The organism is uncultured Paenibacillus sp. (assembly GCF_963515335.1).
Taxonomy (GTDB): Bacteria; Bacillota; Bacilli; order Paenibacillales; family Paenibacillaceae; genus Paenibacillus_I.
Genome location: NZ_CAUPYC010000017.1, coordinates 48,481 through 62,324, shown reverse-complemented (window position 1 = coordinate 62,324; position 13,844 = coordinate 48,481). Strand labels below are relative to the sequence as shown.

Below are 13,844 nucleotides of genomic sequence, written 5' to 3'. Positions count from 1 at the left end.
CTGCCGGAACGTTGGCATAATTGTTGATCACTCTGCTGACTGTGCTTCTGGAAACGCCGGCCATGCGGGCGATCTCTACGCTGTTGATTTCTGCCTTTTTCAATCGATGTCGACCTCTTTCGTGAACACGCGTTTATGGTATCATCATACACAATGCCCAAAATCGCTGTCAATCCTTTTTAAACCAAGAAGAAAATAAAAATTTCCCGCAACCCGCTTCCTGGACATGCAACCCACTCTTGTATAAACGCGCGTTTATGATATACTTGGCGCATCATCATTTTTCCTGCTGACCAGATACAATTCACCCAAAGGAAGGGATTTCGATGCGGCTTGGAGGCCAGGTGTTTGTAGAAGACAAAAATCCGGAGAGTTGGTCAAACGCACTTAAAGTGGCGGGATTTCGCGCGACGACCTGCCCGATTAACGGGGATGACGATCTCGGCGAGCTCGAGGACTACCTGAAGGCGGCGGCAGAGCATGATATTCTGATCTCCGAGGTCGGCGCGTGGAGCAACCCGATCAGCCGGAACGAGGAAACAAGGCGCAATGCCATCGCCTACTGCATTAAACGGCTGGAGCTGGCTGAACGGATAGCTGCCCAATGCTGCGTGAATATTGCCGGTTCCCGCGGCGAGCAATGGGATGGTCCCGATCCGGACAATTTTACCGATGAGACGTTTGAGTTGATCGTGGAAACGACACGCGCAATTATCGATGCCGTCAAACCGGAACGCACCGTATTCGCATTGGAGATGATGCCGTGGGTGTTCCCTGATTCGGCCGACTCCTATCTGTCTCTGATCAAAGCCATCGACCGCAAAGGCTTCGGCGTCCACTTCGATCCCGTCAATATCGTCAGCAGCCCCCGCGCTTATTACCGGAACGGTGAGATGATACGGGACTTTTTTGCGAAGCTTGGGCCTTATATCCGCAATTGCCACGCCAAGGACATTCTGCTGCGGAGTCATTTAACGGTTCATCTGGACGAGGTTATACCGGGCCGGGGCATGCTGGATTACCGGACATTCCTGACGGAGCTGAACAAGCTGCACCCGGATACCACGCTGATTATCGAGCATCTGTCGACGAATGACGAGTACCGGCAAGCAGCGGATTACATCCGCCAGACCGCTGCGGAGCTCAACATCTCCTTGTGAAGATGAATCCGTGCGGAACCATCAGGTGTTCTTCTTCGTTAGGTTATTATTATCTAAACGTTATTTGTGTTGATAATAATTTTATCCATACCTACTTGATTTTCACCTTGTTATTTCGTAAACGCGGCGTATATAATAGGTTTGTAATCATTTATATACATTCTGTTATTATAATTAACCTAAATTAAACAAACATGGAGATGACTCATGACTTACGGTCCCGGCGACTTTGACGAAGAGCTTTTCCGGGATCTCGACCTCGTGCCCGCTCTGGCCCATCGTTACGGAATTCACCTGATGGACGATTTCAAGCAAGTCATTGCACAAGCCCGACAGGATAAGGAGCTGAACTTCTTGCCGCACACTTGCCAAATTCATCTGAATCAATCAGGTTATTCGCCGGACTTAACGAAAGTGTTTACCTCCGATGCCGCGGGCAGATTCGAGGTCGTGAACAGCGTCTCCGGCGAAACGGTTTATTCCGGGAGCACCTCCCCGCTTCACCCTGACCATTCAAGCGGTATGCCGGTCGCGCGCGGCGACTTTTCGGCTGTCCGGTCGCCGGGCAGCTACTTTATCCGTCTGACGGATGCAGGTGTGCAGTCCCCCCTGTTTCCAATCGGCGGCCGCCCCTATCAGACAATCAAAAACGCGCTCTTAAAAAGCTTTTACTACCAGCGGTGCGGAGTGGAACTGGAAGCTGCTTATGCCGGCCCCTGGTCGCACAAGGCTTGCCATCTCACAGATGCTCATGTTCATGGCAAGCCGGAGGAGCGATACCCGCAGTCAGGGGGCTGGCATGATGCGGGCGATTACGGGAAATATACGGTAGCCGCGGCGAAAGCCGTCGCCGATCTCATGCTCGCTTACGAATGGTTCCCTTCCGCTTTCCGGGAGCCGATCGGAATCCCCGATCCGGAGATTCGTATGCCGGACGTGCTTGCCGAGGTCCGTTTCGAACTCCTGTTTCTGCTGAACATGCAGCGCAAGGACGGCGCCGTTTATCACAAGGTAACGACGGCGGAGTTCCCCGCCTTGGACTGCATGCCGGAATCCGACACCGCGGACTTGATCTTTTCGCCGGTATCGCATACTTCCACGGCAGCTTTCGCCGCGGTTATGGCCATGGCTGCCCGGATCTATCGCGATATTGATGCTTCCATGGCGGGAAAATATGGGCGGGCCGCTAAATCCGCCTGGTCCTGGCTGACGGAGAACGAGTCCGGCACCGGTTTTACGAATCCGTCTGATATTAAAACGGGCGAATACGGGGATGACTGCTGGCAGGATGAGAAATACTGGGCGGCCGCCGAATTGTTCAGATGGGCCAGGGAGCCGCAATACTTGGCTGCGGCCCAAGAGCTTGCAGGCAGCGAAGCTTTTTCTCTCTGCGAGTTGGGCTGGGCGGACACGGGCGGTTATGGCACGTTGTGCCTGTTGTCCATGGAAGCCGACGATCTGCCGGCGCCGTTTCGCTCACACCTGTTGAATTCGTGGGCGGCCGGAGCCGATTCGTGCGTGAGGAGAAGTGCTGCAGGCGGATTTGGGGTGGCCTTGCTTCCGGATGAATATATATGGGGAAGCAACATGCTCGTCATGAACAGAGCGATGCTGTTAATCACCGCTTCCAGACTGACCGGACGAACGTCGTTTGCAAGCGCGGCGCTCGACCAGTGGCATTACCTGCTCGGCCGCAACACGTTGGGCTATTGCTACGTGACAGGTTTCGGTGCCAAACCGGTAATGAATCCGCATCACCGGCCTTCCGTAGGCGACGGCATACCGGAACCGGTTCCAGGCATGGTTGCGGGCGGACCGAATTCCTCCATCCAGGATGAAGCCGCCGCTTCCCTGCTTAAGGGACAGCCCCCGGCCGCCTGCTTTATCGATCATAAAGACAGCTACTCCACAAACGAGATGACGATATACTGGAATTCTCCGGCGGTATTCGTGGCCGCGTTCGCCGATCTGAGCTAAGATCGATGATTTTGCAATCTTGATTAGGGGGCTCGATAAAAAAGTAATCGAGAGGAGCCGATGTGTGATATGAATGAGCGAAAACTGCCGTTGAACGACTGGCGTTTCCGGGCGCCGGAGGGAACGGAATGGCTGCCTGCCAGGGTTCCCGGATGCGTGCATACCGACTTGCTTCGTAACGGCAAAGTGAAGGATCCGTTTCACGGCACCAATGAGAAACAGCTGCAGTGGATCGACAAACAAGATTGGGATTACGAAACGATGTTTGACGTCCCGGCCGATGTGCTCGCCGAATCCGGACTGGAGCTCGTATTTGAAGGCTTGGATACATATGCCGACGTTGATCTGAACGATCATCGTTTGTTCTCCGCGGACAATATGTTCCGCACCTGGACGGCGGACGTTAAGCCGTTCCTCCTTGAAAGCGGAAACAAGCTCGCCATTCGCTTCCGTTCTCCAATCCGGGAAGGGCTTGACAAGCTGGAGCGGCAAGGCTTCGGTCTCCCGGCCCCCAATGACGACTCGGAAACCGGCGGAGTGGGGGACAAGAAGTTAAGCGTGTTCTCCCGCAAAGCTCCCTACCATTATGGCTGGGACTGGGGTCCGCGCTTCGTCACGAGCGGCATTTGGAGACCGGTCTATTTGCGAAGCTGGTCCGGCTTGACCATCCGGGACATGTTTATCCGCCAGGATCGGGTTTCGCCGGTGTCGGCTCAAATTACCGCAGTTCTCGAAATTGAAACGGAAACGCCGTGGGAAGGCAATTTGAGCCTGAGTACCGGGAGCCGTCAATGGGAAACTCCTGTCAAACTTCATGCCGGCATCCAAACCGTATCGCTCCCCGCCGAGATTCCGGCCCCTTCCCTGTGGTGGTGCCGAGGCTACGGCGAACCCGTCATGCATGCGTTCAAGGCGGCATTTACCCAAGCAGGCATTATTGCGGCGGAGAAAACCGTGCGGGCGGGGCTTCGGGATATCAAGCTTGTGCGCAAGCCCGACACGCACGGCACCTCGTTTTATTTTGAGCTGAACGGAGTTCCCGTCTTCGCCAAAGGGGCCAACCATATCCCCGGAGACAGCTTCGCAACGGAAATGACGTATGAACGTTACCGGCACGAAATTGCGACGGCTGCAGAGTCCAACTTCAACATGCTGCGCGTATGGGGCGGCGGCATTTATGAACATGATATTTTTTACGAATTATGCGATGAATATGGCATTCTCGTGTGGCAGGATTTCATGTTCGCTTGCAGCATGTATCCCGGGGACGAGGCTTTTGTGGAAAATGTCCGGCGGGAAGCGGAGGACAACGTCCGCCGTCTGCGCAACCACCCCTGCATCGCACTGTGGTGCGGGAACAACGAAATCGACGGCGCCTGGGCGCAATATGCGGAAGACGCCGGATGGGGCTGGAAAAAGCTCTATACCGCCGAACAGCGCGGCAAAATCTGGGCCGATTATGAAGCCGTGTTTCACAAGACGCTGCCGGAGGTGGTGGAGCGGCTCATCCCTGGCGCCGAGTATTGGCCATCTTCGCCGATGCAGGCGTTGACAGGCGATCATACGCAGCATGCGACGACGAATTCGACGAGCGGCGATATTCACTTCTGGTCGGTATGGCACGCTTCCGAGCCTTTCGAGAACTACAACCTGAATATCGGGCGCTTTATGAGCGAATACGGGTTCCAGTCGTTCCCCGAATACCGTACCGTCCGCACTTATGCGGCGGAAACGGAGATGGAGCTGGAGTCCGAGGTCATGCTCCATCACCAGCGGCACAAAAGCGGAAACCGGCTCATCAAGGAGTACTCGGATATCTACTGCAAAGAACCGAAGGATTTTCCCTCGTTTCTGTACATGAGTCAAGTTTTGCAGGCTGAAGCCATGAAGATGGCCATCGAAGCGCACCGCCGCCGCAAACCGTTTTGCATGGGCACGCTGTATTGGCAGATCAATGACTGCTGGCCGGTCGCTTCCTGGTCTAGCATGGACTACTACGGCCGGTGGAAAGCGGTCCAGTACTACGCGCGCAAAAGCTGCAAGGACGTTCTTCTTTCTATTGCGGAATCGGAAGGGGAAACGGGTTTCCATCTCATTTCGGACCTGCTCTCTCCGCTTGAAGGCAGCTTGTCCGTCCGGCTTCTCGATTTCCAGGGCCGTCTGCTGAAAGAAACCTCCCAGCCGGTGTCTATGGAAGCCAATACGGCCGAGCGGGTATTTGCGATCCCGACACAGGAGTGGATCGGCGGCGAAGCGGCGGAAAGCCTGGTGCTGGTCGCGGAATTCTCCGTTATGTCCGGCGAAATATTGGATCGGACCGAGCATTATTTCGTCCCGGCCAAGCAGCTGGCGCTGGAGGAGCCTCACATCACGGTCACGGAGAATGCCGGAGCCGCAGGCACTTTCTTCACGTTCACCGCTTCCCGCCTCGCCAAGCAGGTTTATCTGGAGACTGGAATGGAAGGCATTTTCAGCGATAACTTTTTTGATTTGGTGCCGGGCCTTCCCACAACCGTCACCTTCCGCAAACGCGACGACGGCGCCATCCCGTTCGTTCCGGCCGCTCCCGTCGGGCTTTCCGTCCGGTCCATGTTTGATTTCATCAAACGTTAATTCCATTGCAAGTACGAGAAAACCTCCCCGTGACCGGGGAGGTTTTCTGTGTCTGGGCTTCTCTTAGTAGCCGAGAGCCTTGCGGGAGTCCGCCCATTTTTTGTTCAGCTTGTCGTATTCCGCCTGCAGGTCTTTGGCTACGATCAGCGATTGGGTCGTTTTGCCTACATAGAGATCGATTGCCGCTTTGTTCGCGATCTCGTTAAATCTCGGATCGGTGGCTTCGTCCTCCAGGAACGTCGGGTTGAACGACTTGAATTCGGCCAACTGCGGCACCTGCGGCTCGACGGTTTTGTCGACCGGCATGAATCCGGACTGATCGACGTAACCGGACTCCTTCACAAAAAATTCAACCCATGCGATCGCTAGCTCCTTGTTCTTGCTGTCCTTGCTCACGCCGATGAAATAGTCCGGTCCGAGCGGGGCATTATATTTGCCGCTGTTGTCATAAGGCAGCGGAAAGAATCCGATATCGTCCGGATTGGCGCCTGCGCCGATGACTTGCGGGATGACCCAATTGCCCAGGAAATACATCGCAGCTTTACCGGAAGCCACCTCGCCCTTGGACATTTCCCAGTTGTTCGTCGCCAAATCCTTTTCTACCCAGCCCTTCTGAACGAAAGTTCGGGCAATGTTGATCATCGTGCCCCATGGACCGTCAACCTTGAAAGGAGCATCGTCGGTGACCAGTTTGTCGAACCATTTCATGTCACCGGCAACATATTTCACGGAGCCTTCCGCCCAGTTGCCGATCGGCCATTGTGCGCCATAGTTCATATAAAGAGGAATAATGCCCGCGTCCTTCAGCTTTTGCGCGGCTGCGTAAAGCTCATCCAGCGTCGTCGGCACCTTGTCGACGCCCGCTTTGGCGAAGGCCTGCTTGTTATAAACGATGCCTTGCGTGTTTACGCCGGTCGCAATCGCATAACGCTTGCCGTCAACCGCTCTGTAGTCCGCAAAATATACATTCTCGAACATCGAGTCGGGCAGCGGCTCATAATAATTCGGCATTTCGTTCAAAGCCAGGCTGGCATCGACCATATTGACGTCGCCCGCTTCGCCCGTGGTCAAGCGGACTTTGATGTCGGCCGCATAGTTGGTTAAGGCTTCAAATTCGATTTCGGCATTCGGATATTTTTCCTTAAACTTCTCTACATACTTGTCCATCGTGCCGTCATTCACATAATCCGTGCGGTGGGTCAAAACTTTGATTTTTCCGCCGACTTCGGCGGAAGCTCCGGAGCTTGTCCCGTCGGGTTCGGGCTGGGAAGCCGAAGAGGAAGCGTTCCCATTGGCGTTGCCGCCGCTGTTGCCGCCGCTGTTGCCGCCGCAAGCGGCAAGAAGAGACATGGCCAGCATGAGCACAAGAACTGCTAGAGCATTTTTCTTCATTTCATTCTACCCCCAAAATCTGATTTTCGCGTACCGGTCGAGTTTCAAACCCGTATTGGCATCGCTTACATTGTTCATTATATCTGTTTTGTTTCTAAAGAAAATGCTTTAAATTTGTTTTTATTGTCACCTAATATGATAACAATAAAATAAATTTAGGTTACAGAATTGGGGGGAGGTTAGTCTGACAGGAAACTGTACTCCTGTTTTTTCATCAATTCCAGGTTTCGGGTTATCAACTCGTAACGCTGCTCCACGCAAGCCCGGGAACGAAGCGCATCGGCCGGCGTGTGCATGCAATAATTCACCAGCTTCTCGACCGTGCTCGAAGCCACGTGCATTCGGGTATCGGAGGATGCATAATAGATAAAGACGTCCCCGTTGTCTTTTGCGATCACACCGTTACAGAAAACGACGTTCGATACATCCCCCACCCGCTCGATTCCTTCCGGCGCGATCAGGTGACCCCCTGGCGCATAGACAACTCGCTGCGGCTCCTTCAGATCCGTCATGAACGCATACAACACGTAGCGCAGACCGGCAGCCGTATTGCGCACGCCATGGGCAATGTGCAGCCAGCCATGGGCGGTGCGGATCGGCGCCGGGCCTTGGCCGTTCTTCACTTCTTTGACGGTGTGGTATTTCTTCTCGTCGACAATGATTTCCTTGTCGATCACCGCCGGGTTCATGCTGTCGGACAAGCCCCAGCCGATGCCGCCGCCTGCACCCGTATCGATAAATCCGTCCTGCGGGCGCGTGTAGAACGCATATTTGCCGTCGACGAATTCCGGATGCAGCACCACGTTTCTTTGCTGCGGGGAAGGTGTCTGCAAATCGGGAAGACGCTCCCACGTTTTCAGGTCCCTCGTGCGCGCAATGCCGCCTTGTGCCGTGGCGCTGGATGTGTCGGAAGGAGGCGCGTCGGGATCCTTGCGCTCCGTGCAGAAGAGCCCGTAGATATAGCCGTCCTCATGCTTCACCAGCCGCATATCATACACGTTGACGTCCGGATCCTCCGTTTCCGGAAGGAGCACCGGATAATCCCGGAACCGGAAGCCTTCCGTCGGGCTGTTGCTTTCCGCCACTGCGAAGAACGATTTGCGGTCGACGCCTTCCACCCTTGCCATCAAGCAGTACTTTCCGTCAAGCTCGATCGCCCCGGCGTTAAACGCCGCGTTCACGCCGAGTCTCTCCATGAGAAACGGATTGGTTTCCGGATTCAGATCATAGCGCCAGTGAAGCGGAGCATGCCCGCTCGTCAATACCGGATGCTCGTGCCGGTCGTATTGCCCGTTTCCGCCCGCCACGCGGGGATTGGGGCGGTTCAACAGCTGCTTGTGATCGGCCGCCAGTCGCTTCAGCCGGTTCATAAAATCACTCATGATTTCACTGTCTCCTTTGTGATGAAATGCTCGAGGCGCTCCATACCCTCGATGCAAGCCCGGCTGTTGTGATAGGGACACTTCCATGGATCGACCTTGGCGTACGCGGGATTGGGCACGCCTTCCCTGGATACCTGCCAATGCCATTCTCCATGCTCATCATCAATAATGAACCGCTTCGTAAACGCCCAGCTCTTGCGGGCAGCCTGCCAATAGCGCTCATCGCCGGACAATTGATAGGCGTTCAGGAACCCCACCATGGCCTCCGCTTGCGGCCACCAGTCCTTCGTGTCGTCCAGATGCCCTTGTCCGTCCGACTCATTCAGCACGCCGCCGTCGGCATCCACGCCCTCCGCCAAGGCGGCTTTCGCCATCGCAAGCGCCTCCTTGCGGACTGTGTTGAGCCGTGCCTGATCCCCCAACACCTCGGCCGCTTCACACAAAAGCCAGCTGCCCTCAATATCATGCCCATACGAGACATGCCCGGACTGAGCATTCCAATTATCGTCGAAAAACAACTGAAAGTGATGATTATCGGTGTTCACAATATATTGAAGGTGTACGTCGATCAACTCCGCCAGCTTTGCACGAAGCCCTTTCGGCTTCCAAACCCGGTACAGATTCGTATACGCCTCCAGCACATGCAGATGAGTGTTCATCGATTTTCTTTCGTTCAGGTCCTTGCCGCTGAGGGACAGGTCATCGGTCTCCGACCAATCCCTCGCCAGCGCTTCTACGTAACCGAGGTAAACCGGGTCATAAGCATGCTTTTCAAGCAAACGGTAAATCTCGATCGCCCATTCCAACGCTTCCCCGGAACGAGGCCCCTTGGCCCTGATATATTCGGCAAGCGCATAAATCACGAATGCTTGGCCGTACACCTGCTTCTTGTCCTGAGAAGGCCGGCCCGCCGCATCCGTCATCCAGTATAACCCTCCGTGCTCCCGGTCTCTGAATACACAATCAAGCGCATCAAACGCCCGCTCCGCCATCTCCAGGTATACCGGGTCGCCGTATAGTCGGTAAGCGCTGGCGAACGACCACATAATACGGGCATTGAGCACAAGCCCTTTGTCCGCATCGGGCACTCTGGTCATATCACTCTTGATTTCGCCGATGAATCCGCCGTTGCTCTCATCTTTCGCATGTCGAATCCAGAAATTCAGAATATTTACCTTCAGCTCGCGCTCCAGCTCGGACCGCCACTCCCCTGCCGACCGTTCGGTTGCGATCATTTCACTTCACCAGCCTCTCCGATTTTCGGAACACGTTCCGCGTAAAAATCGCGAACCGTCTTCATCGCCTGCTTGCCGTACATGCAATAATCATCATTCGCCGATGCCTCTGACGAATCATACAGCTTGGTCGGCCAATCCCACAACATATAACCCCTCATCCAATCCCTGCGGGAGCATGCCGTGAACATCTCTTCGTACCAGTTCGCCTGCTCTTCTTCACTTGGCTCTCCTTCCAGCGACCAGTCATTCGGCCTCAGACTCGAACCTGAGCGGCTCGGACAGCCGGTCTCCATGAAAAAAAACGGCTTATTCCAGCGATTAAGCGTATTTTCAATCCGGTCCAGTTGAATCTCCCATTGACCGGAGGGGTAATAGCCGCTCGAAGAAATGATATCGACCGCATCCCACCAGTTGACCCTGTCTTCCTGATATTTATCGCAGTTATAGGTGATCAGACCACCGTATACCTTGCGCACTTGAGCAATCAAGGACCGCCACTCCGCTTCCCTGCTGTCTGCCTGCACCATCTCGCAGCCTACGCACAGCATTTCACAGCCTTCCTGCTCGGCGATTTCCGCATAGTGCACAATGAATTCTCCATATGATTCAAACCAATCCGCCCAGCTTGGCTCACCGGGGACCTCCTGCCGGAAAAACCCGATATGCGCTCTCCAGGTTCCATTCGCGCAGTTGACCACAGGTTTCAGGCAAACTTTCATTCCCAGGCGCTTTGCATTCCGGATAGCCCAACGGACTTCGTCATCCGTCACGGTAGGCGCCTCGCGGAACGGAATCGCAGTGGATTGCGCCGTTTCCTGGACGGCCGCCAAGGCAAGCGCGATCCAGTTGACGCCGAGCGCCTTCAGTTCCGACATAGAATGCTCCGCATCCGTCCCCTGCCAGGTACCGCGGATACCCGTCCAACCCCAAGTCATCCCGTTTACCTTCTCCGACCAAGTGTTCATTCTCTCTACACTCCCATGCCGCAATTTTTGATAGCATAAAAATCAGTTTTGTTAGCAAAATAACAACATTTATTAGATAACAATTGAATTGTATCATCACAGGATTCGTTGTCAACTGTTTATTCCCGAATTTTATCCGGGTGCAATTTTCCTCACCCTATGCTTAAAAAAGCGCGCAAAAAAGCCCGCATCGGATGCGGGCTTCCTGCCATCCCTGCGTATGAGCGGGCTTATGGGGCAGCCGTCGCCGATTCCCTGATCAGAAAATCGCCGGCCAGCAAAATTTTCTCTTTAGGTCCGTCCGGATGGCCGATTCGCCGCAACAAGGTTTCCACCGCCCTTTGGCCCAGCGCTTCCTTGTTGACATGAACCGTGCTCAATGAGGGATTGGAAAGCGCAGCATCGTCGATGTTGTCAAAACCGGTAACCGAGCACGCTGCCGGTATGTCGATGTTCATGTTTATGAGCAGCCCCATGACGCAAATGGCGATCGAATCGTTCGCGCACACAAACGAGGTCGGAAGCTCTTTCCGCACCGCCATATCCTTCAACACCGGCTCAAGCACAGCCGTAATCTCAGAACGGTCGTGCCCTTCAAATTCAAGTAGACGCGGATCCTGAACGAGCGGGACCTCATTCTCTTCGAGCATCGAACGGAAACCGAGCCAGCGGTCCTGGAAGCTCCGGGAAAAACGGATGTTTCCGACAAACTGCAGCTTTCGATGTCCACGCCCGAGCAAATAGTTGGTAACCCGCCGCATACACTCATAATTGTTCATGAAAAGCACATCGGAAGGAATGAGCGGATCCTCATGGTCCACAAGCACGAACGGCAGTCCCATATTGCGGACCTCCAGCAGCTGCTGGTTTGAGATCAGACCTACGCCGACGAGTCCGAGCACCGCCTCCGGATTGATCAACTGGGCGAAGTTGTCAGCGATCTGCTCCGTAACGATCATCATGCCGAGTTCGTGCTGCTTGAGCGCGTTGGTAATGCCGTCCACGATACGGCCCCAATAGACCGATTGCCGGTTTTGATAACGGACGTTCGGCAGCAGCACGATAATGGTGTTAGGCTGCCCGGCTTGTGATTTGTTCTGTTCTGCACGGCGGGAAGCGGGCTTGTTCCTCTTCTGCGCCAAATAGCCGAGCTGCGTGGCCGCTTGAATGATCTTTTCCCGGGTTTCCGGGCTTACGCCGGGTTTGCCCGACAACGCCTTCGAAACGGCAAACTTCGAAATCCCGATATGATCTGCAATTTGTTGCATCGTCACTTTTTTCGACAATTTAAACACTCCGTCCGGATCCGAATCATAACAAATTATTTGTTATCATAACATATTGAATCCGTTAGCGGAAAGCTTATTTCACCGCGCCGCTTGTGACACCGGCAAAGATATAACGCTGCAGGAACAGGTACAGGATAACGGTCGGAATAAAGATAATCAGAATGCCCGCCGAGATCACGTTGAACTGTGCGGCGTTAGGCCCGACGAAATTGTAAATCGCAGTTGAAACGACCTGCAGCTTCCGGTCCGGCATATATAGATACGGAACGTAAAAATCATTGTAGATGCCGATCGTCTTCAAAATGACTAATGTGGCGGTTGCCGGCGCGAGCAGCGGGAAGATGACGGACCGGTAAATGTTGAACAAGGATGCCCCTTCGATCATGGCGCTTTCGTCCAAATCTCTGGGGATGCTGTTCACGAACTGCAGATAGATGACGATCTGCAGCACATCGGCACCCATATACAAAAGCATGGGGGCATACATCGTGTTGTATACGCCCAAGGCCTTGATCACCCCGAACGTTGCAACCTGAGTGGTAACCAGCGGCACAATCTGCACGATGAGATAAAGTCCCATAATCGGCTTTTTTAATTTGAAATCGAACCGTCCCAGCGCATACGCCACCATCGTGCCGATGAGGATATTGCCGGCCAGTGAGACGGCAATAATAATAAGGATGTTTTGAAATCCGAGCGCGAGCTTTCCGACCTCGAACACTTTCTGAAAGTTTTCAAAATTGAGAAAGTTTTCCGGCAGCCTCAATCCGGAGTTATAGTATTCGACCTGCGTTTTGAAAGCCCCCACCACCACGGAATAAAGCGGAAAGAGGACGATAAACACGGCAAGCGCAAGCGAAAGGTACTTGATGATCTTTACCCACAAGACATCATTCTTTTCCATGACTAGTCCCCTCCTTTAAACAGCAGTTTTCTCTGAACGAGGATGACGAGCAATACGATCGCCAGCAGGACGACCGCCATGGCGGAAGCCAGGCCGTAGTTCTGGAACTTGAACGCCGTGTCCACCGTCTGGATGACGAAGGTCGTAGTGCCGTTAGCCCCGAGCATCATGACATAAGGAATATCGAACGCCTCCAGGGCGCCGGTCAGCGTCAGGATCAGCATCAACTCGATAACCTTGCGGATGCTGGGAATTGTAATGAAACGAAAGCTTTGCCACCCGGAGGCCCCGTCGATTTTGGCGGCTTCATACTGATCCCTCGGGATGGACTGCAGCGCTCCGATAAAGATGACCATGCTCAGCCCAAAATACTTCCACATCGAAATAAAGGCCAGCGAAAAGTTGACCAGATTCGGGTTGCCGAGCCACATCTGCTGCCATGACTCGAGCCCCAGAGCACCCAGCAAGGTGTTCAGAGAGCCGTATTCCGCATGATAAACGTTTTTGAACATGATAACGGTTGCTACACTGTGCAGGATATATGGAAGAAAAAGAATGACTCGGAAGAAATAGCGGCCCCGCAGTCGCTCACTCAGAATAACCGCGAACCATAACGCAACTGCGGTCTGAATCAACCCTCCGAAGAAATAGTAGAGATTGGTCCGGAACACCGCGAAAATATCCGGCTGGCTAAAGATTTCTTTGTAGTTTTGCAAGCCGATCCATTTCATGTCGAACCCCAATCCGTCCCAATCCGTCAGGCTGAAATAAAACAAAGCCAATGCCGGATAAACGGAGAAGGTAAAGAGGAGCAGCAGAGGCACCGTTAGAAAACCGAAAAGAATCACGTATCTCTGCGCCTTGTAACTCAATTGAAACATCAGACCCTTGCCCCTTTCTTCACTTAGTGTAACTACAAGTAAG

At 53.9% G+C, this 13,844-nt stretch carries 11 protein-coding genes; 3 read left to right on the top strand and 8 right to left on the bottom strand.

The window, feature by feature from the left end:
- On the bottom strand, nt 1-103 hold a 103-nt coding region (locus tag RWM61_RS08280; protein WP_313999432.1), incomplete at its 3' end, for a LacI family DNA-binding transcriptional regulator.
- A gap of 223 nt (nt 104-326) precedes the next feature.
- Between RWM61_RS08280 and RWM61_RS08275 the strand changes: the two genes are divergently transcribed.
- From RWM61_RS08275 to RWM61_RS08265, 3 genes are all read left to right on the top strand, one after another.
- Nucleotides 327-1,160, top strand: a complete 834-nt coding sequence (locus RWM61_RS08275) for a TIM barrel protein (RefSeq protein WP_313999428.1) — start codon at nt 327-329, stop codon at nt 1,158-1,160.
- 207 nt (nt 1,161-1,367) lie between these two features.
- A complete protein-coding gene (locus RWM61_RS08270; protein ID WP_313999426.1) occupies nt 1,368-3,137 on the top strand; it encodes a glycoside hydrolase family 9 protein in 1,770 nt (589 codons plus the stop codon).
- 69 nt (nt 3,138-3,206) lie between these two features.
- Entirely contained in the window at nt 3,207-5,750 is a 2,544-nt protein-coding gene (locus RWM61_RS08265; RefSeq protein WP_313999424.1) for a glycosyl hydrolase 2 galactose-binding domain-containing protein, read from the top strand.
- Nucleotides 5,751-5,813: 63 nt separating this feature from the next.
- Here the strand turns inward: RWM61_RS08265 and RWM61_RS08260 are convergent, their stop codons facing one another.
- The 7 genes from RWM61_RS08260 to RWM61_RS08230 all read right to left on the bottom strand — a co-directional run bounded on the left by RWM61_RS08260 (nt 5,814) and on the right by RWM61_RS08230 (nt 13,801).
- Nucleotides 5,814-7,142, bottom strand: coding sequence for an extracellular solute-binding protein (locus RWM61_RS08260; RefSeq protein ID WP_313999422.1), 1,329 nt, complete (start codon nt 7,140-7,142; stop codon nt 5,814-5,816).
- 179 nt (nt 7,143-7,321) lie between these two features.
- Nucleotides 7,322-8,524, bottom strand: a complete 1,203-nt coding sequence (locus RWM61_RS08255; protein ID WP_313999419.1) for a glycosidase — start codon at nt 8,522-8,524, stop codon at nt 7,322-7,324.
- On the bottom strand, nt 8,521-9,759 hold the full coding sequence (locus RWM61_RS08250; RefSeq protein ID WP_313999416.1) for an AGE family epimerase/isomerase: 1,239 nt from the start codon (nt 9,757-9,759) through the stop codon (nt 8,521-8,523). Before RWM61_RS08250 ends, RWM61_RS08255 begins: the two co-directional genes overlap by 4 nt.
- Nucleotides 9,756-10,727, bottom strand: coding sequence for a glycoside hydrolase family 113 (locus RWM61_RS08245; protein WP_313999414.1), 972 nt, complete (start codon nt 10,725-10,727; stop codon nt 9,756-9,758). The genes RWM61_RS08250 and RWM61_RS08245 overlap by 4 nt, the downstream gene beginning before the upstream one ends.
- 230 nt (nt 10,728-10,957) lie before the next feature.
- Nucleotides 10,958-12,013: a LacI family DNA-binding transcriptional regulator gene (locus RWM61_RS08240; protein WP_313999412.1), complete on the bottom strand. Its 1,056-nt coding sequence runs from the start codon at nt 12,011-12,013 to the stop codon at nt 10,958-10,960.
- A 76-nt stretch (nt 12,014-12,089) separates the two neighbouring features.
- Nucleotides 12,090-12,920, bottom strand: coding sequence for a carbohydrate ABC transporter permease (locus RWM61_RS08235; RefSeq protein WP_313999410.1), 831 nt, complete (start codon nt 12,918-12,920; stop codon nt 12,090-12,092).
- A gap of 2 nt (nt 12,921-12,922) precedes the next feature.
- Nucleotides 12,923-13,801 (bottom strand): sugar ABC transporter permease, encoded by an 879-nt coding sequence (locus RWM61_RS08230; RefSeq protein ID WP_313999408.1) that lies wholly within the window; start codon nt 13,799-13,801, stop codon nt 12,923-12,925.
- Between the last annotated feature and the right edge of the window lie 43 nt (nt 13,802-13,844).